Annotated in this window: 14 protein-coding genes; 3 read left to right on the forward strand and 11 right to left on the reverse strand. The window is 49.6% G+C overall.

Translation table 11 applies throughout. From position 1 onward, the window contains the following. Positions 1-495: 495 nt before the first annotated feature. From OCV59_RS01680 to OCV59_RS01700, 5 genes are all read right to left on the reverse strand, one after another. Positions 496-1662, reverse strand: coding sequence for a SipW-dependent-type signal peptide-containing protein (locus OCV59_RS01680; protein WP_147592594.1), 1167 nt, complete (start codon positions 1660-1662; stop codon positions 496-498). A gap of 251 nt (positions 1663-1913) precedes the next feature. Continuing rightward, a complete protein-coding gene (locus OCV59_RS01685; RefSeq protein WP_147592595.1) occupies positions 1914-9452 on the reverse strand; it encodes a Spy0128 family protein in 7539 nt (2512 codons plus the stop codon). A 297-nt stretch (positions 9453-9749) separates the two neighbouring features. Beyond that, positions 9750-10007 (reverse strand): TIGR04076 family protein, encoded by a 258-nt coding sequence (locus tag OCV59_RS01690; protein WP_147592596.1) that lies wholly within the window; start codon positions 10005-10007, stop codon positions 9750-9752. 193 nt (positions 10008-10200) lie between these two features. After that, on the reverse strand, positions 10201-11826 hold the full coding sequence (locus OCV59_RS01695; protein WP_147592597.1) for an amidohydrolase: 1626 nt from the start codon (positions 11824-11826) through the stop codon (positions 10201-10203). A gap of 65 nt (positions 11827-11891) precedes the next feature. Further along, positions 11892-13337 carry an MFS transporter gene (locus OCV59_RS01700; RefSeq protein ID WP_147592598.1) on the reverse strand — a complete coding sequence of 482 codons (1446 nt, stop codon included), beginning with the start codon at positions 13335-13337 and terminating at the stop codon, positions 11892-11894. 800 nt (positions 13338-14137) lie between these two features. Between OCV59_RS01700 and OCV59_RS01705 the strand changes: the two genes are divergently transcribed. Together OCV59_RS01705 and OCV59_RS01710 are read left to right on the forward strand one after the other, a co-directional pair. Next, positions 14138-14668: a hypothetical protein gene (locus OCV59_RS01705; RefSeq protein ID WP_147592599.1), complete on the forward strand. Its 531-nt coding sequence runs from the start codon at positions 14138-14140 to the stop codon at positions 14666-14668. Positions 14669-14794: 126 nt separating this feature from the next. Further along, a complete protein-coding gene (locus OCV59_RS01710; RefSeq protein WP_147592600.1) occupies positions 14795-16159 on the forward strand; it encodes an MFS transporter in 1365 nt (454 codons plus the stop codon). Between the two features lie 307 nt (positions 16160-16466). Here OCV59_RS01710 and OCV59_RS01715 read toward each other — a convergent pair whose 3' ends face one another. Beyond that, positions 16467-17171 carry a pseudouridine synthase gene (locus OCV59_RS01715; RefSeq protein ID WP_147592601.1) on the reverse strand — a complete coding sequence of 235 codons (705 nt, stop codon included), beginning with the start codon at positions 17169-17171 and terminating at the stop codon, positions 16467-16469. Between the two features lie 141 nt (positions 17172-17312). Between OCV59_RS01715 and OCV59_RS01720 the strand changes: the two genes are divergently transcribed. Then, positions 17313-18506, forward strand: coding sequence for an ATP-binding protein (locus tag OCV59_RS01720; protein WP_147592602.1), 1194 nt, complete (start codon positions 17313-17315; stop codon positions 18504-18506). Between the two features lie 98 nt (positions 18507-18604). Here OCV59_RS01720 and OCV59_RS01725 read toward each other — a convergent pair whose 3' ends face one another. The 5 genes from OCV59_RS01725 to OCV59_RS01745 all read right to left on the reverse strand — a co-directional run bounded on the left by OCV59_RS01725 (position 18605) and on the right by OCV59_RS01745 (position 23757). Next, positions 18605-20437 carry an AMP-dependent synthetase/ligase gene (locus OCV59_RS01725; RefSeq protein ID WP_147592603.1) on the reverse strand — a complete coding sequence of 611 codons (1833 nt, stop codon included), beginning with the start codon at positions 20435-20437 and terminating at the stop codon, positions 18605-18607. A 205-nt stretch (positions 20438-20642) separates the two neighbouring features. Next, positions 20643-21374 (reverse strand): ABC transporter permease, encoded by a 732-nt coding sequence (locus OCV59_RS01730; protein WP_147592604.1) that lies wholly within the window; start codon positions 21372-21374, stop codon positions 20643-20645. Beyond that, positions 21371-22099, reverse strand: a complete 729-nt coding sequence (locus OCV59_RS01735; RefSeq protein WP_147592605.1) for an ABC transporter ATP-binding protein — start codon at positions 22097-22099, stop codon at positions 21371-21373. Before OCV59_RS01735 ends, OCV59_RS01730 begins: the two co-directional genes overlap by 4 nt. Positions 22100-22114: 15 nt before the next feature. Then, positions 22115-22753, reverse strand: a complete 639-nt coding sequence (locus OCV59_RS01740) for a TetR-like C-terminal domain-containing protein (RefSeq protein WP_147592606.1) — start codon at positions 22751-22753, stop codon at positions 22115-22117. A 308-nt stretch (positions 22754-23061) separates the two neighbouring features. Then, on the reverse strand, positions 23062-23757 hold the full coding sequence (locus OCV59_RS01745) for an HAD family hydrolase (protein WP_262584045.1): 696 nt from the start codon (positions 23755-23757) through the stop codon (positions 23062-23064). Positions 23758-23866 lie beyond the last annotated feature (109 nt).

Genomic DNA, 23866 nt, shown 5'->3' on the forward strand with positions numbered 1-23866 from the left:
TGTGTATTATTACGAGATTAATGAAAATCCTGCACAATCTGCGTTTGAGATGTGCAGGATAATATGAAGCTGAAAAGAATCTACACAAGGAAAATCGCCAAAACGATAAAAATCTACCAAAATCTCATAAAATCGTCTTATTTTTAGCATGATCTCCGATTTCCTTGTGTAATGATTTTTACTCTTTACGGTCATCTGCACAATCGGAGGAGCCATTGTGCAGATATTATCCGAAAGCCCGATTTCTACACAAAATGTATCCACTACACGCGTTTAATGCGCCGTAAAATGGCTCCGCCAATTTCTCTATGAGAAATTTCCTATTGCTGTAAAAAAACACTTGTCCCGAAATGTGAAAACAAGCGTACTTCTCCGATGATGATAGGTACGCTTGCTTTTATTTATCCGCACTTTCGATTACTTCTGCGTTCTCCGTTACAATAGGAGCAGAAAGTGCAAACCACCAGTTCAACTGGTGGTTGCGATTCTTATAGATTATTCTGGAACAACATTGTACCAGTCGCCGTTCTGAACGACCTTGTAGCCGTCAGCAATGAATATTTCACCTTCGCCGACAGTGACATTGGACGGGTCAAACTTGTAGAACGAGCCACCCTTAACGGTGATAGTGGCAGCGTCGCTGTCATTACAGTTCAGCGTCCAAGCCGGGCTGACGCACTTAAAGGTGCCGCCTTCGATGGTGATCTTCGCACTGTCCTCTGCATAAATCAAGGACAGCGCGGAACCTGCGGGAGCCTGGTTTGCAAATTCGCCGCCCTTAATGATAATCTCGGATCTACTGGAGGCGCAGACGGCCATCGCGTAGTTGCTGACATAAGTGCCGTAAACCGTTGTAGCATCTACGGTAATCTTTGCAGTACCCGTTCCGTGAATTGCACCGGATGTGCCGTTTGCCTGAATGTTACCGGTCACTGTATGTACGCCGTCAGTATATTCCACGCGCTTGAGCACGGTAGCCGCATTTGCATCGTAATTGTTATCAAAGCTATCGCTTTCCACAGTCGCCTGAGTAGCGCGCACCTCAATGCCGAGGCCGGAGACAGAGGAAGGTCTGTGCCTTGAAGCATTGGCTTCGTTACCGACAGATGTAGGCATGTAGATCGCTACGGCAAAGGGTTTGGACTCTTCTCCTGCTTTCAGAGTAATCCATCCGTCGGTGAGCATAACATCCTTCGCCAAAGTCTTTTCGGTGGCGGCAATGGCAGACCAAACATCCTCGCGGTTTGCAAACTTGGTCGCGGTCCCGGCAGTGCCGATCTTCAGATAATTGTCCACACGGTACCAGTCGCCGTTAACATTTTTGCCCCTGTTTGAGGTGTAATTTTTGGAGAAGCCGGTCTCATATTTCAGAGCCAGATTGCCGGCATTTACAACCTTCAGATACACCACCTGCGTGTAACCCGGCTCCCAAAGTGCATTGTCGTCAAAGAGCTTAGTCTGCTCGGTGGCTTCCTTCCATGTCTGCATATCGGTGCTGTACATGAGCTTGACGTCCAGGTTGCCTGCCTGAATCTTGTTGACACCGGTGGATGCGGTGTCGGTGAACCACGCAAAGGTGGTACCGATGAGCATTGCCACGCACATAAAGATGGCCAGTACGCTGATAATCAATGCCCGCTTGGTAGATTTGCTGTTTGTCATTATGTTTTACCTCCTTATTCTAGTTTTTTCAATGACAATATGTAAACACTGGTTTTACAGTGATTACACCGTAGTGATGTCGTACGGTATCTAGTCCTTTTATGTCGACATTTCGCCGTTACTTTTCGCCATCTGCGCTTTCATTTGCAGAAACAGAATGAGAATACAAGCGATATAGCCGGCTCGTACATTTTCATTGGATTCTCATTCAGTTTTCACTCAGCTTTTATCCCATCATGTGCGGCAAATACTTACTTGCGTGATTTCCTGCGCGATATGATGATCACCACTGCGATGATGCACAATGCAGCGATCATGATCGCTATGATCATTCCTACAGGCGTGCTGTCGCCGGTATTAGTATGGCTGCCGCCATTTGCACCGGGATCGTCGCCCTTCGAAGGATCATCCTTCTTCACCTGCTTGTTGTTGAAGACGATATGATCATCCTCTGATGCGCTGCTCGTTACACTGAGCGTGCCGTCTTTGTTGTCTTTTACCGATACATGCACGCTGTGGCCTGCGGTATCGAAGATAGTGTTCGCATCGCGTCCGCCTGCCGGAACGACTTCACGGATCACATAATCGTGTTCGCCCGGTTCGGAGTAAGTGATCTGACCGAAATCGACGCTTCCTGCCTTGCCGGCCTCCGCTGCGGCATTAGTGCCTGTCGCGATCACGGACTGCTCGCCGTCTTTCATCTCCAGAAGCTCGAACCGGAATTCGCCTTCCTTGAGATCACGTCCGGTCAGGATCTTGTCGACCCTGAACATAGTGCCGATATCGACAGTCTTGTCCTCTATGCCGTAAGTGTTGACAAAGCTGAATGCCTCTTCTTCATTTATATCCTCGACATAGAACCGTTTTTCGCTGTCGCTGTATTTTACCGTAACGTTCACGTCCCTGCTGACATTGCTGTCATTAGTGACGCCTGCAAAGCTGCCGCTTTCCGTGATCGTGTACCTGAATGTGCGCGTCCTCATACCGTTTTCGTCAGGTTCGACGCCCTCAAAATCGGAAGCCTGCAGGACTATACGGCCAAAGTCGATCTCACCTGTCGCACCGTTGACAGCCTCCGTCATCTCCCTGCCGTCAAGCACCGGAACAGGCGCAGCGCTTTCCACGACGCCCTGAGTAGTCTCAACGCCTGTCAGCGTGAATGTGAACCTGCCGGTGATATCAGCCGGAGTCAGAACCAGCCCTTCATGCTCATTTTCGAGCAGCTTCAGCCCCGTCACAGGGATCGAGGCCTTATTCGTATCGTACTCGTTTTCAAATGCGAGCTTATCACTTCCGTCCGGATACGTCACTTCCGTCTTCAGCGTGCCGTCACCGTTATCGCTCACCGTCACAAGGATGCCGAACGATGACTTCACAGGCGAAACACCTGCCGGCAGCTTGTCAGTGACCTCAGAAACGAGATACTGATAAACATACTTTCCGTCTTTCTTCACGGCAAGGCCGTCTTCGACGTCCTTTTTGAGCTGCTTCGTCGTATACGTTATCCTGCCGAATTCCACCGCACCGGCTTTGCCTGCTTCTGCTGCCGCATTTGTTCCCTCGGCGATCACAGTCTTCTGTTCAGCCTTGTCCTCCGCATTCGTGATGTGGAACCTGAACTCGCCGTCTTTCATGTCTCTTCCGGTCAGCGTCTTGTCAGCTGCGATCTTTACAGCTCCATCGCCGTTCAGCTCTCCGGAAGCTTCATACGTGTTTGCAAAAGGCACCTTCGCGATCTTCCTGTCGCCTGCAGCTCTGCTGCTGACGCTGGTCCTGTCGATCTGCTTTCCTGCAGCCTTGTCTTTCACTGTCGTCTGTGCCGACAGCACGCCTTCGCCGTCATCAGTGACCTTGATATCCACACGGTAGGTATGTCCGTCGTAGCTGTAGCCCGATTTACCGTCGTTCTGCTCCGAGATCTCGTAGCTGAACGTCTTGCCGCCGTCATTCTGTGTGAATTTCACTGCGGTTCCGTCAAGAACATCTATCGTGCAGCTCTGGCCGTCCAGTGCCGCGGTCGACTTGAATTCCTTCTCAGTCTGTTCGCGCCCGAAGCCCAGCTTATATGCCGCGTCATCTGCAGTCGTGTTCCCGTCTTCATTATCCAGAGCCTTGACGATGAATGTGAACTGTCCGTCCTCCATGTCTCTTCCGTCAAGAGTCTTTGTGATCACGATGCCTGCCTGATCGCTGTAAATGACTGATGAGCTGTATGTATTGTAAAAATCAAGATTCGTTATCGAGTCTTTTGCGACTTCCGCAGCGAGACTACCCTTGCCGTCGTCAGTCACATATACCGGTATCCTGTGCGGCTCGCTGTCATAGACGATGCCCTTCACTTCACTCCTGCCCGGAACAGTCTCGGTAATGAAAAATTCATAAGGTTCGCCTGCAGAATCCTTCGTGAACCTGATCGAATCGAAATCCAGCGTCACAGTCTGCTGTCCCTTTGCATCTTCATAATCTGCCGTAACTACACCGAACACAGCCTTGTCGCCCTCGACATGGTATGAATCATTCGGTACCGCAGCCAGCAGTTCCTCGTTATCCGCAGCTGCCCAGAGAGTGAACGTGAAGCTGTCGCCTTCCTTCCAGTCACGGCCTCGCAGCGTCTTCGTGCCTTCGAGCTTCATTGAACCTGCAGCGCTGTAGCTGTTAGTCCACGAAACAGTATCTGCATTCACTGCATCTGCTCCGCCAGCTTTCGCTTTCAGACTGCTGCTGATCGCGAGCTTTCCGTCTCTCGGATCACTGGCGCTCGATGTCAGCGTCAGCTCGTACGATGTCGTATCATACGTGACACCGTCCTTCACATTATTGTCGGCATCTGCCGGGATCTTTTCCCTGAGCGTATACTTATATGTCACTCCCGCCTTGCTGAACTTCACTTTGCCGAAATCCAGATCCGCGGAGTTTCCTGATGACGGCTTTATCGTCACTTCTTTGACTTCCTCGCCGTTTTCATCGACCGGATACGGCGCACTGCCGTCCGGTGTGATCGCGAATGTAAAGCTGTCGCCTTCTGCAAAGTCGCGGCCCTCGATCGTCTTCACGCCTGTGATGTCATAGCTTCCGCTTTCTTTGTATTTATTGACGAACTTCGCAAGGCCGGTCTCTTCATGACCGCTGTTATCATATGAAACCTGCGCTTTCAGCCTGCCGGTCTTGTTACCGTCATCGTCTTTATCAGTTACCGTCACTGTCACGGTGCTGATATTGTCATCATATGTTATCCCCTTCTTCACGCTGTCCTTCGCATCAGCCGGAACGTTTTCCTTTACACGGAATCTGTACGTGCCGACCTTATTGAATGTGACGGATGCTGCGTCTGCCGATTCAGTCTTCTGCCTTCCGAATGCAAAGGCTGCAGCGCTGCTTTCGTCTGCCGCTCCTGCATTCGCCTCGAGCGAAGTCAGCGCTTTATCAGCGTCTGTTCCGTCCTGAACGAAGTATACGCTGTCGTCAGCAAGAGCTGCCTTCGTGGCATTATCAGCCGCCTCGAGACTGAACGAGAATTCATCAGCTTCCATGTCCCTGCCTTCAAGAGTCTTGCTGCCCTTTATCACTGCCGTTACCGGATCTGCCGAATAACTATTGTTGAACCAGAGACGATATACGCCAGGCTCTATTTCATAAAGGTAATCGCTCGTATCCTCATTGGTTTTAGTGATCGGCCATACGCACTCTTCATCTTCAAAGTACTCTATGCTCGTTTCAAGTGCCTTTCCACCGTTTGCCGTCACTTTGATGCGTGCGTAAAACTCATTCGGATCGTACTTCGTACCGTTCACAGTGTAGTCATTATCTTCAGAAGCGCCTTTCGGCATCACTTCTGTAAGCTTGTACACGTAGGCATTGCCCGCATCGCCTGTTCCAAAGGTTATCGTCGGGAAGCTGACGCTGCCGCCTATCGTATTGCCGACCGTTACCGAATCATCACCGCGGTCATCAGGATTTCCCGGAAGCGGAGCGCTGCTCGCATTTTCCCCGACAGCCTGCAGCTTGAATCTGAACTGGTCATGGGTCATCGCATCCGAACCCGTCTCATTTTCATACGTTTTGTGGATACGTATGTCCATATACCCGTGATTATCTTTATATGTATTTGTAAATGTCGCCTTATCAAATGATTCAGGATCACCGTTTGACGGGATATCCACTCCGCCGTCATTTATCTCGCGAGTGATCTCCGACGATGCGAAAAGTCTGCCCTTTCCATCATCCGTGACTGTCACGACCACGTCATAAACTGCCTCTGAATATCGGACAGACGCCTCATCTCCGATGATTTCCTTTACAGTATAAATGTACGTTCCGGCATTAGTGAATGTCAGATCCTTAAATGAGCCTGTGCCGCTGACATATCCTTTTGAGTCCGCTTTCGAGCCATGCTCTGAGATCCTCTCAGTGGCAGTCCTCCTGCCCTCGCTGTCGAGCGCCGATCCCTCCGGCATAGTCTCATTGACATCACCTGATCCGGTATTCCCGATCGCCGTAAGACGGATGTCAAATGATGCCTTTTCAAATGCTTCATCATTCCATGCATTGAACTTCTTTTCTACCGGTATGCTCAGCGTCGCAGCTTCAGGCGAGTACGTGTTGTTGTATGCAGCGGTGCTCTTCCGCTTGCTGCCGTCATCAGCCGGCTGCGGCACTGTGCCCGTCACAGTCTTCTTGTCCATGTACGCTGCGCCGTCCTTTGAACTGCTGACATTCCAGTAGTCTGCAGCTTTTTCCACGACTTCGTACTCTGCGCCTGCCGGCAGATCCTGTATCAGTATGCTCTGACCGGTCTTGAGAGTCAGCACAGCCTTTCCGTCAGTGTCAAATGTTACGGTCTGCGCTTTGTCATCTGAGCCGGAGCTCTTTATCACACATGCAAAGTCGCCCGAAACCGGCTTCTTTGTCTCTGTACCGTCGCCGTTCTTTACTGTTTCGTAAAGCTTTACATCGAACTTGAATTCTTCGTCTTCGAATTTATTATCGCTGCTGTCGTTCGTGACTTTCTTTGAAATCTCCAGATCGCCGATCGTCTCATCTTTTACCATCACCATGGTCTCGAGAATGAGCAGGTGTGCCAGATTGGTATCTCCCAGGTCGGTTTTCTCCGCTTTGCTGCTTCCCGAATCGTGTTCAGGGCACTGCTGCATGAGAAGTAACGGCCATCCTGTATCCGTAATGAAAAAGTCAGCGTGCTGCCAGAACTCATCCATGCTGCCGTCTTTATTTCGGACTTTGTAACGCCCTGCATGACTCTCCTCTCCGACCTTGGTATATTTTATATGGAGCGGTTCATCATGTATTATCTTCGGATCCTTCCATGAACCGTCACCTGCCGGTTCGCTCTCCGATACTCTGAGATTTAACTTCATATCAGTCAGCGTCGTGTCGATATCATTGTTGTTTGCGAACTGCTCCATGCTATTCAGAAGAGTCCCCAGGCCTCCGCGGCCTACATAGATGCCGTCGTCTTTTTCTCCCGCATCTGCAAATACTCCGTCATCGTTCACCACGACTTTGGTGAGCTCGTCCCTTATTTTGTAGCCGCTCGGTGCACTTGCCTCCTTGAGGTAATACGTGCCGTTTTCCAGCTTTTTGAAAACCGCTGTTCCGTACAGGCTCTCAGAGCCGTACAGGTTTATGACATCACGCGTCGTCTGTTCCTGCACCGGCACGGCACCGTCCCTAAGCTTCACATCTCCGCGCAGCCTGCTGAGCAGCGTCGTCTGATCTTCACTGTAAAGCGCAAACTTGACGCCGCTGACGGAGTGTTCCTGGCTGTTGAAAGTAGTCGAATATTCGTCAAACTTCCTCACGTACAGATCGTTTCTTATGTCTGTCGCCACCAGCCTTACCGCATACTGATACTCGAACCCGCGCACATTGCTGTTCTGTGACATGATGCCCGTGTCCAGCCGCACCGTATTACTCGAGTCGGCACTGTTTATATCGCCTGTGGTGTAATAAAACAATATGGAATATTTGGCTTTTTCCTGAAGAGCTGCTGCCAGTTCTTCCACCGAACTGCCTTTGTTATCCGCTATGATCACCTTTGAATACGTCATTATATCGCCAGGAAGCTCGTCCAGCGTAGTTTCGTACGCACCCATTGAATTCAGCTTCAGCTCATACCTGTTTCCTTCAAGAGCGCCCTCGATGGTATCAGCTTCATGCAGCTGCCATCCATCGAGGACCGATCCGCTCACCGATGACCAGTTGCTGTCGTCTCCGAAATCTGCTTTCATATCGTTTCGCTTGTAAACTATCGCGAAAATCGATCCCTGCTTCAGTGAACCGTCTGAGTTCATCTCTATCTGATTGCCGAAACGATCGTACATATATGTAGGCGCCGTTGCCATGATACGAGGGTTGGCCTGTATGCCCGACTCCCACATATTCTCCGTAGTGACCGCACCTGTCTTCGGATCGTACTGCAGCCAGACATCCTCGGCTTTTTTGTAGCCTGCGGGAGCTTTCGTTTCCTTTAATATATAATATGGCCCTTTATTTTTCTTGTATAACTCCTCAAAGTTTATCGTCGCTCCGTCTGCCGCTTTCAGCTTCAGGCTTCCGTTGATATCGGTAGTTCCCGTGCAGATGCTTTCGCCTTTCGCGCTGTACTTGATCTTGCCGTCGTTTTCTGTGCGATCTGCCTCGTAAAGGCTGAAAGTCGCACCTTCAAGAGGATTTTCATACTGATCGACTTTAGCCGCCTCGTTGTCAGGCATCAGCTTCAGGTTGAACTTCAGAGACATGTTCGACGCATAGTTTCCTCGTTCAAGATAGAAAAACTTGAGTGTATGATATGTGCCGCCCGCAAAAGTGTTGCCGGACCAGTCGATGTCTCCGGCTTTTCCTGCCTCCTCGAACTTCGCCTTTATCGTCCCGTCGCTTTCACCGTTTATAGCGACTGCACCTGTACTGAAATTTATATTGAGGTCTGCCTTGTCATGGATACCGCCGAGGTCCCCTACCAGGACATCATCTATAAATACCCATACATCGTCATCACCGCTGAATTCATAAGTTATATCCTGTCCGCGCGTAGTCTTGCCGTCTGCAGGATGCAGGAAATGCGTGCTCATAGTGAGACCGAACCAGTGATTCACATTGCTGCTGTCTGCTCTGACGCCTGTGTTGGCCACGAGCTGTCCGCTGCTTTCATTAAACACTTTAGATGCGCTGTCGAACGGAAAGAACTGTCCGATCTTGCTCGAGCTCGACGACTCCTTCACTGCAGGTTTGTCGTAGAGCTTCATCGAATTTGTCTTTTCGTCGTACGAGGCGAAGTTCTTTGTGGAGTCATAATAGTAGTAGCCGTCGTCATCGACCTGCATCAGCCCTTCTACATTATTATATGCTTTTTTACCTTCCACTTTTGTATCGTCGAACAGATATGCCAGCGACTCCGAATAGAATATCCATGACCCGAAATCCGGGGCAAGACTCGGATATCCGCTGCTGTCAAGAGTCTTGTCGAGCATACCTGAGTGCGGGGCTTTGCCGCCTGTCCATCCATTGAATCCGTCTCCCTGACCGTTGGAGAACTTCAGGCTGTGGCTCTTGTTTATTCCTCCGCTCGAATTATTGTTAGAAGTGCCGTGATCCGGCGAGCTCTGTTCATTGACCCAGTAGTCAAATAAAGAAATAACTGTGCCCTGCGGAGTTTTCCCCTGCACGGTATGATCGTCCACCGCGGCAAAAACATCAGCTGTGCCAGCAATAAAAGTCACTGTAAAAATAATCGCAGCATACAGTATTGCGGCAGCTTTCCCTCTCCAAAACAACATAACTTATGAACCTCCTCGTACCAGTCAGCATATCATTAAAAAAACGAATAAACATCTGCAGGTCTGTGATCATCGAGCTTTTATCACTGTCTGCTGTAATGACTTATCTGCATCATATTTATTACAGGCACTAACCCCCCCCCGATAAATACCGGCATTTTTTCAGACACTTATCTGCCCCGTACCAAAACAGTCCGGGGCAACGAGGAGTTATTATACTTGCGTTGTCAAGTATAGACTTCAAGGTGACAAATGTCAACCATTATACGGGGAATTTTTTCAGTATTTAGAAACCTTTTAAACTTTCTCTATCCTGAATATATTCATCACATCGGCGTCAGGGCAGCAGAACCTGAAGTCTCCTGTCTTGCATGGCGGGAGCGTGCCCCCGTACCTCAGGATGTCTATGTACGGGAACGCGACATGCATCACCATCGGACATATGTCCCCCCTCTGCGTATCAAAGTCAAAGCTGTCACCTATCCTGTGTCCTCTGTGACATGGACATTCGCCTTTTTTGTCTACGAGCGTCAGCCTTATCTGCGGTTTTTTCATAAGAGTCCTCCTTCCAGATTTCATATGCATATATGCCGGCCGGAAACCGACATCGGGTCGTACTCCTGTGACGTTTCAAAAAACAGAAACAGGAAAGCTTTTAGTGATATTATATCACCTGTACAGCTTTCCCGCTTCCGTAATGTTGATCGTTACTATATAAAAGCCTTACAATAGGAGCTTATGGAGTCTCTTACTCTGCTTCATATATAACTTTGCCTTCGGATATCGTCTGCACGACTTTCACCTTGTAGATGTCTTCCGGCGGCACTTCGAATATATTCTTTTCGAGGATCACGAAATCTGCACATTTGCCGACTTCTACCGATCCTGTGATATCATCCATCCTCATCGAATATGCATTGCCCTTGGTGAATACTTCCACCATGTCTTCAACGCTCATCCTTTCTTCCGGAGCAAGCACCAGCTCCATATCATTAGGATCTTCATCTATACCGACTCTGGTTGCACCGATCTGGATGCCTCTGAGCGGCGCCGGTATCGGAGTAACGTTGTAATCGCTGGCTCCTCCCAGTATGATTCCCGCATCCTGCATGCTCTTCATAGGATACTCATGATATGCCCTTTCTCCGAGGTAAGGCACTTCTATATCCTCGAAAAATCCTCTGTACTTGAAATGCCAGTACGGATTAGTCACGACTGCCACTTTGTGATCTGCAAGTCTGTGATAATCTGCCGGATCCACGATCTGCAGATGTGTTATCACAGGGCGTCTGTCTCGGTCAGGATCTGCAGTCTTTGCAGCATCTATCGCATCGAGTGTCATCGCTACTGCAGCATCGCCTATGGCATGCACATGTATGTCAAATCCGAGTTCGTCTACTTTTTTGCAGAATTCATTGAGATGCTCAGGCTCCCATATCGGATCGCCAGTATATGTCTCGCCCTCATACGGCTGCTTGAGGTATGCTGTCTTTCCTTCCACTACTCCGTCAGCGAAAATCTTCACCTGATCGATCTTGAACATGTGAGAATCCACCGCGTCGCGGATCTTAGGGAAATCATCTATATGCTTGTATGAATCGATCTCCGAGCTCTTGAATGCACCTCTGAGCTTGCATATCAGCTCGCCGTTCTCATTGAGCTCTTTGATGGCTGCGATCGCTTCCTCCTCCGGATCGAGCACCGGATCGAGTATCGCAGTCACGCCGTGCCTTGCAAGATCTCTCTGGATCCAGTCAACGGCCTTCTTGTAGTGTTCTTTTGTAAATACAGGGCGTACCGAATCTATGAGCGCTATAGCAGCGAATTCTCTGAGTGTGCCGCCCGGTGTGCCGTCAGGCTCTCTCTCGATGACATTTCCTGCCGGTACAGTCGTATCCTTGTCTATACCGCAAAGCTCCAGCACGTGTGTATTCACCCATACCGAATGCTTGTCATGCGACCACATCAGCATCGGTCTGTCGCTGCATATCTCGTCGAGGATCTTTCTCGACGGTCCTTCCGGACCGAAGAAAGGATTTTCCCAGCCTGCGCCTTCGTATACGGGAAGATCCGGATTGTCCGCTACGAATTTTTTGATCGTATCTATATAATACTGTGCATCTTCCGCTCCGAACAGCGAGATCTTGAAAAGGCTGTCTATAGCTCCCCATGTGACGTGTCCGTGAGCCTCTATGAAGCCCGGCAGCAGCATCTTTCCATCCAGATCGATCACCTCTGCAGCCTCGATACCTTTTGCATCTTCATTGCTGCCTACGAATGTGATCCTGCCGTCCTTTACAGCTACCGCTTCTGCCCAGCTCCTGCTGTCGTCAACTGTATAGATCTGTCCGTTCTTGTATAAAACGTCGTTCATCTGTTATCCTCCATACAAATTTCTCTTAATGTCCAGCGGGGTCATTGCAACATCCCGCAAAGCTGCTATCTGTACTTTTTATTAAGCACGTGTGCAAAACCTTCTGTGTTGTATGCTTTTCCTGCACGCTTGTTCTCCAGCTGTGCATAAAGCTTTTTGTATACGTCCTTCTTGAGTGGGTACAGGATTATGATGATAGCACTCAGTACGAAGAAGATTCCTGCCGCCGCACAGATCATTGTCTGTATAGCGTTGAGTACGTGTTCAGGGTTGTTAGCTCCGAGAGTTTCATCGTAACCTACTTTTTCAAGCACTGCGCCGATGCTTGCTGCTGCTATCGCATATCCGCCCTTCTGGCAGAAGAGGAAGAATGACATCATAGTTCCTTCTCTTCTCTTTCCTGACTGGAATTCGTCTACTTCTATCGAGTCATACATGAGCGGTATATTTATCGACCAGTATGCCGATGATCCGATCACGTAGAATACACAGAACAGGCATGCTATACCCATCGAGTTCACGTTTACGAAGTTGAACACTATCATAGCGATACCCGAGAACATCACCAGTACAGTGTAGACCTTTGCCTTGTCGTACTTTTCGATGACTTTCATGAGGATCGTGATTACGATTATGCCTCCGAAGGAGATTATCGAAGTACAGATAGTCATTCTCATTTCTGAAAGTCCCACTACATAAAGCAGGAAGTATACCATAGTTGTCAGGAACAGGCAGTATCCTATTCTGAACATCAGTGATGAAAGTGTTGCCATCAGGTACGGCTTGATGCTGAGTACTGCTGCTGCATCCTTGAAGAAGCTTGTTTTTTCCACCTGGTCTTCATCTTCAAAGTCGATCTCGATGCCTTTCGTCGAAAGGAATACCACGATCAGAGTAGCTACGCACAGGCAGCCTTCGAGCCATGCTGTGTAGTGCCATGCCTGATAGTCTGTGCATCCGCCTGATTTGAAGAATGATACGAACATGGTAGGTGCTACAGTTGAGAAGAATACTCCTATGTACTGTATGATCTGAGCGAGCATTCTGATCTTTGTTCTCTCTTCGTTGTCGCCTGTCATCGATGCTCCCATCGAATAGTAAGGTATGCTGAAGCAGCTGTATGACAGCCAGAACAGCAGCGTCATGCACAGGAAGTAAATGTTTGTAGCTCCTGATGAAAGTCCGCTGATCTTAGTGAACAGAAGCAGATATGAAACGAATAACGGTATGATAGCGATGAGAAGCCATGTTCTCTTCTTGCCGAATCTCGTTCTCGTTCTGTCTGACAGATTTCCTACTATAGGATCCGAGAACATGTTCCATATAACACCGATCGTAAGGATCGCGCCTGCCCATGCAGGGCTCACTCCTGTGAAGTTCGTAAGGAAGAACAGCAGGAATGCTGCTACGAAATCGTAAGCAAGCGTATCTGTCGCTCCACCTATCGAATAGCCTATTTTCTTTGCGAAAGAAACTTTATTAGGCACCTGGTTCAAATTGTTAGCCTCCATAAAATTGACCTCCTAAAACTCCTGATTAAAAAAATGAATGATTTCTGCGATATTTTACCGCCAACATTAACTTTCGTTAAGTATACACAACAGCATATGGTGTAAAAATACTTTAGTTGCTTGGTTACTTGTCTTTTTTAAATTTTCTGTCTTTTCTCGAAGCCGGTACATTTATTTTTGTGCATGTTGGTGCCCGGCAAAAAATAGTATACGTAACAACTCGCACACGACCTTAAACCTGTGATTTCAGGCGTTTTGAATGCAACAGACGATTTCAAGACCGGCATATTTTATCGAAATTTTCATAATTTTCTTGACATATCTTCCTCTGCACGCTAAAATCAGTATTAACAAAACCATACCTCTATCCTTTCTGCGATATACAGCGGAACTTAACAGGATCTCGCATGCTGTGAGATCTCTGACTGGTATTTTACAATTTTTTCATTTATACCGACTGTGATCGCAGCCGCCGGGAATTCTCGACTGCCCGGCCCTGTCAGATCAGTATGCTTTCGAAAAGCATAACACCCCTAAGGAACGTGGAGAGCTCAGTTTCATATCGTGCTCTCCGTGTTCCGATTTCTTTATTTTCGGTTTTGTCCTCAGGTGTCACAGATCCGCACCGCTGATGTACATGGACTTTTGATGCCGCTTAGGGGGTTTGTTGATGAATTCACGGCGCAGATGTGTTATACTTGTTCTGTTATTATGCCTGTCCGACGCATGACCGGACGCCACACGCCCCGGCGCCGCACGGCACGACCGGGCGTCACAAAACAGTAGAAAGGATTTTTTATATGGCACAGAACAGTACTGTCAGCAGATTATATTTTGCAATCATAATAGAGGAAAACGACCAGGGTTTTCACAGGGAGTCACTGTGGTACGGCGGATCTCCGGAGAATCTCGGCCTCACTATCATCGATACGATGAAAGACTGGTATGAACCATTCAAAGATAAGCTCGATGGATCGATCGTCAGATATCATGAGATGCTCGAAAACAAGGATGAGCTCACATTTGACAAGATAGCCGGCGAAGCTTTCAATGCAGACGGCATGATGATGTACGTGGATATGAGCAACGACCTCAACGTCATGTTCAGCTTCATCATCCGTGAGATATGCAGCATATTCGGAAAAGAAGGCGAAACGCCTGAATCATTCGCAAGCCTGGCCGAATTCAAAAATCACTTCATCGAGAAGTACGACATCGACCAGGTGTTCAGAGATCTGCTCGAAGGCGTCAACGAGGCGACGATCTCAAATGCGCTCGTTGTGATAGACATGAAATACGGCTACACTGCCAGACATTTCCGCAGCAACTAGATCATGCTCACGCACGCCTGCCGGAACAGACATCCGCGCAGGCTTTTTAGTGCGCTGCCCTTTTGCATAAAAAAATCTGCTATCAAATATACTAACGGACTCACCAAAGGAGGGTGAAAATTTTAAATGACAAAAGCATCATTCATGGAAAAGACAGGTTATGGTATAGCTTCACTCGCCGACTCGATCTCATACAACTTTGTAGGCACGTTTTTCCTGTTCTTTCTAACCACGGTCGCAGGCATATCTCCCGGAATCGCAGGTATGATAATAGCGATCGGTTCAGGCTGGAACGCAGTATTCAATCCCATCATGGGATACTTTTCGGACAACGTTTCTACACGTTTCGGCAGGCGCAGGCCTATAATATTCGTGTCTTCCATACTGCTGGGAATAATGCTTTTCGTGATGTTCACCGATATTGACGCATCCTCCGCATTCAAGCCTATATACTACGGCCTGATGACGGTGCTGTTCTGGAGCTGCTTCACGGGTTTTTTCATTCCGTACAATGCGCTCGGCACCGATTACGCCTCAAGCTACGACGAACGGACTTCGATACGTTCATTCGCATCATTTTTCAATATGGTCGGCAATATGTTCTGCATGGTCATGCCCACGATCATCGTTGAATTTCTCGAGCACCGCGGGATGACCACTGCTCACGCATGGTCTGTGACCGGCGGGTTCCTCGGAGCACTGACGATGATAACGATAATAATCACCGTGATCGTCTCAAAAAACAGAGACCTGCCGCGTGAAAAACACGATGTTCCCGAGGCCTCAGTCCATAAAAAGCAGTTCTCGCTTCTGAACATATTCAGAGAATACATATCCGTAGCAAAGCTGCGCCCTATGAAATATCTCATCGCCGCGAGTCTGTGCTCACTGATACTTTACACGATGCTGATGTCGAACATGCTCTATTTTCTCACTTACAACCTCGGCATGTCGGCCGTACAGATATCGTTCTGCTTTTTCCTGCGTTCCGCACTGGGGATCGCATTCATCCCTGTTGCGGGAAAGCTGTCAGCGGTGTTCGATAAGCGTATCGCGCTCATCATCTGTTATATCGCGGGAATGACGGGAATGATCGTGCTGCGCTTCGTGGAGCTCAGCGGCTTTGGCGGTGCTCTTGTCTACATGTTTTTCATGAGCATATGCACTACTATATACTGGCAGATCATGCCGTCGATATTCTACGATGTATGCGACTATGACACCAGAGTCTCGGGGAAAAAACGCGAAGCGACGATCCTCTCGTTCCAGGGACTCGTCGAAGCGTTCGCCGCAGGTATCGGAGGTCAGATCCTCGGCATCATACTGCAGATCGCCGGCTTTGACGGAAACGCCGCGGCTCAGACTGCGACAGCGATGACATGGATAGAGAACTCCGCGACCGTGCTGCCCATGATCTTCATGGTCATAGCGATCATAGCACTTTACAAATATCCTCTGAGAAGAGAACATTCGCATAATGCAGGTCATTAGTCGAGATACCAATAATCAGTTTGCTGCATCGTATTTTTAGCATTTTTCTTGAAAAACAGGGGCTCGCGGCGGAGCCGATTACCAAAATACAAAACCCGGACGTTCCATATTGGTAATTTTTCAAGAAAAACTGCGCTTTTACATAAGAAAAATACCAAGAATGCCCCTCACAGATAACATCCTTGGTATTTGTCTCTCTGAAAACCCTTTACTTTCAAGGAAAAATGCCAAATCATATGGAGTAAGTACAGGTTCTTGGTAAAACTCGCATATGACTCTGTATTGCTCAGCTGTGTGCTCTGACGGCCTACAGGCTCCGGAGATACTCGATCTCCTCTCTGGTCAGCTTCCTGTAGTGCCCTTCCTTCATCCTGCCGAGCCTGATCTCCCCGATCGACACACGCTTGAGCTCCTGGACCCTGTTGCCGACCGCCGCGAACATCTTTCGCACCTGACGGTTCTTGCCTTCTCTGATGCTGATCTCCACGACCGCATACCGAGGCATCTGCTTTACCAGCTTCACCTTTGCCGGCGACGTCACAAATCCCCCGATGTCCACGCCGCGGCGCAGCTTTGCAAGTCTGGAACCAGAGATCACACCCTCGACTCTGGCAACGTAAGTCTTATAGACCTCATGCTTCGGATGCGTGAGCGTGTATGTGAGCTGCCCGTCGTTCGTCATTATCAGCAGCCCTGTAGTATTGTAGTCGAGCCTGCCGACAGGGAACAGTCTCTCCGGGATATCCGTCACGAGGTCCGCAACTGTCGCCCTTTCCCTGTCATCCTCCATCGAAGTGATGTACCCGAGGGGCTTGTTCACTGCGATATACACATTCTTGTGCGCCGCACTGATGACGCTGCCGTTGACCTCGACGACATCACCCTCGCCGACCTGCGCGCCCGCCTCCTTTACAACGACGCCGTTTATCCTGACGTTCCCGTTCGCCACGAGATCGTCCGCCTTTCGCCTGCTGCATATCCCTGCAGACGCTATATATTTATTGATCCTCATTATGCCCTCCATAAAGCCATGCTGCAGAGACTGCTGCACTTTGTCATAAATTTTAATACTTGATACGATATTTGCTCTGATATATAGTATAATAAATGAAACTTGTCAATACAACAGATTTTGATCCACAGGAGATGAGACATGAAAAAATATTTTAATCAGCTTATGATGGAAATAGAGTCGCTGACGGTTTTTTCGAGCATCAGAGACGACAGGGCGATCACCGGATTCACAGACATGCTCCGCGCGGTAGACGAGAAGGACACTGCGGCGGCAGTCAGACACTACAGTGAATTCGTGTCGCAGCTGTACCACGAAACAGCAAGCCTCACAGACTATATCAGGACACTCGTCCTGCAGGACGATAATTTTTATGTAAAGAACAGTGCCGCCGGCATGCATATGGATCACGAGATAGAAGTGGCTATGGAAAACGAGCTGATGATACTGCAGGAGCTCGCTTCGCTGAAAGCATCCACAGTCCGTGATTTTATCGGGTATGACGGATATCTGCCGTCGTGGACGGTACGTCAGATAGACCTGCAGTATGATTTCATGGAAAAGCTCAGCAATATCAGCAGGACAGGCTACGGCATCTATGCAAAATACAGCTTTTTCAGACTGGAGGACGGAGAGATCGTTCCTGTCGCTCATCCTGACTACCAGCGTCTCGACGAGCTGTTCGGCTACGAGAGAGAACGCGACATAATCATCAGGAACACGACATCGTTTGCAAAAGGCCAGGGAGCCAGCAACATGTTGCTTTACGGAGACGCCGGCACCGGCAAGAGCTCGACGATCAAGGCAGTATGCGCCAGCCTCGCGCCGAAGGGACTTTGCATCATAGAAGTGAAGAAGAACCAGCTCTACCAGATCCCTAAACTGATGGAGGAGCTCGCAGCCAACCCGCTCAGATTCGTACTGTTCATAGACGATCTCAGCTTCACGGGCAACGACGACAACTTCTCGGCGCTGAAAGCCACGCTCGAGGGCGGTGTCTCCGGCTGCGGAGACAATGTCGTGATCTACGCCACGAGCAACCGCAGACATCTCGTGAAGGAGAGCTTTGCAGACAGAGTCGGCGACGAGCTGCATCTGAACGATACGATGCAGGAGACGATGAGTTTATCGGCAAGATTCGGACTCACTGTGACGTTCCAGAAGCCTGACAAGGAAGAATATCTGCAGATCGTAAAATCACTCGCCGCAGAATATGGCGTCAAAATGGATGAAGCTGAACTTTTCCGCAGAGCAGAAGCTCACGCTATCAGGAAGAACGGCAGGAGCCCGAGGACCGCAAAGCAGTTCATCGAGCTTCTCAAGATCGGAGTATAACCGGTCGCACCGCCAAACACAACAATAAAAACAGGACAGTCCGCATCAGTATATGCCGATGCAGGCTGTCCTTTTGTATTTCGGATCTCACTGAGACATCACAGTGTCTTTTTGTTGTCTTCTACGAATCTCCTTATCTTTCTGGATGTATTCTTTTCGAATTCCGTATGTCTGAGATTTACTTTTTTTATCATCTTGTATCCCGGATTTGCAGCGTTGACCTTGTCCACGATGCTCCAGATGTACTTTCTGACTGCTTCATCGTCTTCCGCTTCATCGCCCATGGTCTCCTTTATCAGAGCCCAGTCGGGATAGATGCCGGCGACTATCAGCGTATCTCCGCTCTTGTCTCCGTCACCCCTGCCGCTGTCACCTTCGAAGACCATCGACTCGACGATCTCATCGTGAAGCGACAGCTGGTATTCCAGCTCTTCAGGGAACACGTTCTTGCCGTTCTTCGTGATTATTACGTTCTTCTTTCTTCCGGTGATGACGATATATCCTTCATCATCTATATATCCCAGATCTCCGGTGTAGAACCATCCGTCCTTTATCACTTCCGCCGTAGCTTCAGGATTTTTGTAGTATCCGAGCATGATGTTGTCGCCCTTCAGGCAGATCTCGCCTACTCCGTCAGCGCCCGGTTCATTTATCCTGGCGTCGAACCCCGGGAACGCGATACCGCAGGAGATGCTCTTCGGCTTGTTTTCCGGGTTCAGTGCTCCCATCGGCGCGGCTTCCGAAAGGCCGTATCCCTGAAGCGCCATTATCCCAAAGCTCTGCAGATCTTCGAGTATCTCGGGATTTATCGCAGCTCCGCCGCATATCATCATCCTCATCCTGCCGCCGAGAGTCTGCTTGATCTCTTTGAAAAACAGGTTCGTCAGGTCGATATTGAGTTTCTTCGCGGCATTGCATATCTTCATGGCCTTACGCACGGTCTTTTCCTTGCCCTTTGCGCGGATGCCCTTCCATATCGCCTTGTGCAGCGCCTCGAATATCGCAGGCACGGCCAGCAGGAACGTCGGATGGACCTCCTGGATGTTTTTCACTATATACTTCAGCCCCTCGCAGTGCGCGATCGCGCCGCCTTTATAAAGAGGCATGATGAAATTGCACGTGCATTCGAAGGTATGGTGTATCGGCAGCACCGAGAAAAATATGTCGCTCGGCAGGAAGTCCACCAGCGTCGGCGATACCATCAGGTCAGCGACGATGTTCCTGTGCGAAAGCATTATTCCCTTCGCCATTCCTGTCGTTCCTGATGTGAATATGATTATACTCATTTCTCTGCTGTCGATCTGCGCATCGAGGAACGATCTGTCGCCGTCCGCGATCAGCCGCCGGCCTTCTTCGAGCAGCTCCCACTGCGACAGGATACCGTCTGCGCCTTTACGCCTGTCCTGGGATATCAGCAGCTCCAGGCTCGTCCCGCCTTCCTGCATCATCCTGACGAAAGTATCCTCGCGCTTTTCATCAAAAATAACAGCAGAACACTCTGCTTCAATTATCAGATTCCTGAGTTCATCGTACGGCAGCTCCTTGTCGAGCGGCACCACGATGCCCGTACCGCACACCGTTCCCAGATATCCGATGCCCCACATGTATGTGGTCTCGCCTATCACCGCGATCCGGCGGTCCTTCATGCCGTTGGCGATCAGCGCCGTACCCATGGCATTCACATCATCAAAGACCTCCCGATGTGTTATCGTTTTGTACGGCCCTTTTTCGAATTTAGTGTAAAACGCGATGCCGTCGCCGTAAAGTTCTGCACTGGACTGCAGCATCTGCTTTATATTTATTACAGGTCTGTTGGTCAGATGCTGGACTCCCGGCCGCTTGTCATCTATCTGACACTGTATCAGCGCCTTCGCCCACTCCCAGTCCTCTGCCTGCATTCTTGTGTACTCTTCCTGTGAAACCGGCTTCATTTATCTCTCCTTGGATCCCGAGTCTGTATTTTTACACATGTAAATATATGTAAAGCTCTGGAATTTTCTAACTATTTAGACAGTATCATCTGCGCAGGCGTATGTCAAGAACAAAGTCTTGTTTTAAGTGCAGGTTTATATGTGTATTTATTCTAAATTTCATTTTAAGAGATCCCGCTGCTCCACATGTATCGCAGCGCTGCGTTTACTGGTTTCTCATCTGCCTGAGGAAAAGCAGCACGGCGGCAGCACCGACTGCTGCAGCATATGCAAGCACCCACCATATATGAGGGAAGATATCCGCATAACTGCCGCTGAGCACGGCCCTTTCCATCTCTACCGCATGCACGAACGGAAGCATGTCTGCGATCTTTCTGAATACACTGCCTACGAGATCCAGATCGAACCAGACTCCGGACAGCCACGCTGTCAGATTCGTGAGCAGCGCCCCGCAGACGCCGCCGACCTGCTTTACAGTAAAAACACTGCCGCACAAGAGCCCCAGAGCTATGAAAAACAGTGAAACAGGTATCACGAACAGTATCGCATATACTATCGTGACTGTGATATCAAGACCGAGTATCACCGCAGCTATATAGCACACTATGCTCTGCGCCAGCGCTATCGGCAGCACCGGCAGCATATATCCGAGTATAAAGTCTGCAGCCGCCATCGGCGTCGTGTAAAGTCGCTGCAGGAATGCGCTTTCCCGATCTTTTGCGATCAGCGTCGCAGCGAACAGCGTCATGAACGAAAGGCCGAACACGGTTATCCCGGGCGTCAGCGAATCTATTTTAAACAGATCGACCGGCACATTGGCCTGTATCGCCGAAAGCAGCAGTATCAGCACTATAGGGAATCCGAGCCCGAATATGATGTTCAGCGGATCTCTCATGATCTCCTTTGCCGTTCTGCCTGAAAAAGTAAGCATCCTCATTGGCGGGCCTCCTTTACTATAGCTACAAAAGCGTCTTCAAACCGTTCTCTGCCGCTTTGCTCCATGAGTTCAGCAGCCGTGCCGAGAGCCAGCAGCCTGCCGTCTTTCATGATTCCTATACGGTCGGAGAGCATCTCTGCCTCCTCCATGTAATGCGTCGTGAGTATGATCGTGATCCTGCCCTTGAGCTCTCTGATGACGTCCCACAATTCGCTTCGCGCGATCACGTCGAGGCCCAGCGTCGGCTCGTCGAGGAACAGTATTTCCGGTTCTCCGATGAGCGCCATCGCGATGCTGAGTCTGCGCTGCCAGCCACCGGAAAGTTTTCCCGCCTTTTTTTCCATGATCTGTCCGAGGCTGAACCGGCCTGACAGTTCTTTGGTCTTCTGCTTCCTTTTCCCATGGCTGAATCCGTGAATGCCGCACATAAACTCGAGGTTTTCCCTGACGGTCAGATTCGGCGCTATCGCGGTCTCCTGCGGGGATACACCTATCAGTTTTTTTACGTCCGAAGCCGCCGTCACTATGCTGCTGCCGTTCAGGAACGCATCTCCCGATGTCGGTTTCGCAAGACATGACAGCATCCTGATCGCTGTCGTCTTTCCCGCGCCGTTCACCCCGAGCAGTGAAAACAGTTCACCTTTATGCACTGTCAGATCCAGTGCATCGACCGCTGTCAGGTCTTTATATATTTTGGTCAGTTTTACCGTTTTTATAGCATCCATAGTCTGCCTCCTATTTTATATGTTGTCTCCGGCGGCGGCACTGCCGTCTGCCAGATCTTCAGCAGGGCCTGCCACAGTCGCAGATGACTTCTCTTCAGGCTCCGAAAACCTGTATTTCAATCCCGTATAAGCGTCGGTAAGTACACTGCTGACGAACTCATCACCCCAGTCGAGATATGATGTAGCCGCCATCGTCGCTATGCCGTGCACGTATATCCACATCTCGAGGTGGAACATGTATGCATCGTCTTCACTTATCCCCAGATTAGCTTTTATCAGGTCGATGAGCGGTCTGATCTCTTCTCTGTTTTCCTCGATCTTTTCGCCTGAGCGGTCCCGCATGAACAGCAGTTTGAAAAGATGCGGCTCTTCTTTCGCAAAGCGTATATATGCCATGCCACTGGCTTTGTACGGCGGGTACTGGCCCTTCGCCATGTCTGTCTTCAGATAATCTTCGTACATGCGGTTCGCTGCGGCCATCACTTCCTGCTGGACTTCCTCCATATTTTTGAACGCTCCGAAAACGGGTTTTACCGAGCACCCCAGCCTGGCCGCCAGCGCTCTGGCGGTCAGTGCCGACAGGCCGCTTTCTCTGGTGATATCCAGCGCAGCCTGTACGATCTCTTCTTTTGTAAATTTGAATCTTGGCGGCATGATCGTTCCTTTCTGTAAATAAATTTCTGCCGGCTGCCGATCGCAGAAGCACAGGTCGCAGACGGACATGAAAGTATTCCCCCGCGATGCTCCCGCTATTTGCAGGCAGCTACGACTATGACTGCGGCCAGCGGTGGATAATATGTGTATGATCCTTTGCCGACGGCTACGGCCGCGGCTGAATTGCCGGCGTCTCCGCGCAACTAACGTTGCGCAACACTTGTTACTTATAATATAAACAAAAATCCCCCGGCTGTCAAGGCATATGCGTTTTGCACACCCTACAGCCGGAGGCTTTACATAATGTATCAGAATATCCTGTCTGCGACGTCTCTGAGATCGTCCACCGCTATACCGACATCTGCCGGGATCTCCTGCTCCCTGTCTCTCATATACCAGCACGTCTGCATCCCGTACTGCCTGCCGCCCGCGATATCCGATGTCAGCGAGTCTCCGATCATCACGGTCTCATGCGGCAGGATGCTCTCTTCTCTGCTACTGTTTATCACGGAAAACGCATGCTCGAAAAAATCCCCTGACGGCTTGGACGCGCCGATTTTTTCCGAAATGAAAACATGATCGAAATACCTGAGCATATCTGCGATTTCCAGACGGCGCAGCTGCTGCTCGTAAGGGCCGTTACTCGCCGCGCATATCAGGCATCCCTTTTCCCGCAAAGCTTCCAGCATCTCATACGATCCGGCTACCGGTATCGCGCTGTCGTTCAGCGCCGCACGGAAATATTTCTCGAACACCGGTCCGTCGAACTCTATGCCAAGTTCATTGAAAATGATGTTCCAGCGCACTTTTTCCAGTTCCTTAAAAGTGAGTTCTCCTTGCTCGATCCTGCGCCACAGCCTGCCGTTTTCCCTTATGAAAACATCATACATGTACGGCTCGTACGGCTTGAGCCCGAAATGCCTGAACCCCGTTTCCATCGTGTTTCGGACGTATTCGTCAAAATCAAGAAGTGTATTGTCGATGTCTATGAATACTGCTTTCATCATGCCTCCTGTGCTTTTCTGCATATCTGTCGTTTATATAAGGATATCATTCTGAAAGCGATATTGCCAGTGCGAATGTGCATTTTGCCGGTGCGGATGTGCCGGCAGC

The sequence above is a fragment of the Brotomerdimonas butyrica genome (assembly GCF_025567305.1).
Lineage (GTDB): Bacteria > Bacillota > Clostridia > Peptostreptococcales > Anaerovoracaceae > Lentihominibacter > Lentihominibacter butyricus.

Excerpts from the sequence above, each read along its gene's own strand:
- OCV59_RS01685 (WP_147592595.1), bottom strand. The coding sequence starts at position 9,452 with ATGTTGTTTTGGAGAGGGAAAGCTGCCGCAATACTGTATGCTGCGATT.
- OCV59_RS01720 (WP_147592602.1), top strand. The coding sequence starts at position 17,313 with ATGAAAAAATATTTTAATCAGCTTATGATGGAAATAGAGTCGCTGACG.
- OCV59_RS01705 (WP_147592599.1), top strand. The coding sequence starts at position 14,138 with ATGGCACAGAACAGTACTGTCAGCAGATTATATTTTGCAATCATAATA.
- OCV59_RS01740 (WP_147592606.1), bottom strand. The coding sequence starts at position 22,753 with ATGCCGCCAAGATTCAAATTTACAAAAGAAGAGATCGTACAGGCTGCG.
- OCV59_RS01700 (WP_147592598.1), bottom strand. The coding sequence starts at position 13,337 with ATGGAGGCTAACAATTTGAACCAGGTGCCTAATAAAGTTTCTTTCGCA.
- OCV59_RS01690 (WP_147592596.1), bottom strand. The coding sequence starts at position 10,007 with ATGAAAAAACCGCAGATAAGGCTGACGCTCGTAGACAAAAAAGGCGAA.
- OCV59_RS01745 (WP_262584045.1), bottom strand. The coding sequence starts at position 23,757 with ATGAAAGCAGTATTCATAGACATCGACAATACACTTCTTGATTTTGAC.
- OCV59_RS01725 (WP_147592603.1), bottom strand. The coding sequence starts at position 20,437 with ATGAAGCCGGTTTCACAGGAAGAGTACACAAGAATGCAGGCAGAGGAC.
- OCV59_RS01715 (WP_147592601.1), bottom strand. The coding sequence starts at position 17,171 with ATGAGGATCAATAAATATATAGCGTCTGCAGGGATATGCAGCAGGCGA.
- OCV59_RS01730 (WP_147592604.1), bottom strand. The coding sequence starts at position 21,374 with ATGAGGATGCTTACTTTTTCAGGCAGAACGGCAAAGGAGATCATGAGA.
- OCV59_RS01680 (WP_147592594.1), bottom strand. The coding sequence starts at position 1,662 with ATGACAAACAGCAAATCTACCAAGCGGGCATTGATTATCAGCGTACTG.
- OCV59_RS01710 (WP_147592600.1), top strand. The coding sequence starts at position 14,795 with ATGACAAAAGCATCATTCATGGAAAAGACAGGTTATGGTATAGCTTCA.
- OCV59_RS01695 (WP_147592597.1), bottom strand. The coding sequence starts at position 11,826 with ATGAACGACGTTTTATACAAGAACGGACAGATCTATACAGTTGACGAC.
- OCV59_RS01735 (WP_147592605.1), bottom strand. The coding sequence starts at position 22,099 with ATGGATGCTATAAAAACGGTAAAACTGACCAAAATATATAAAGACCTG.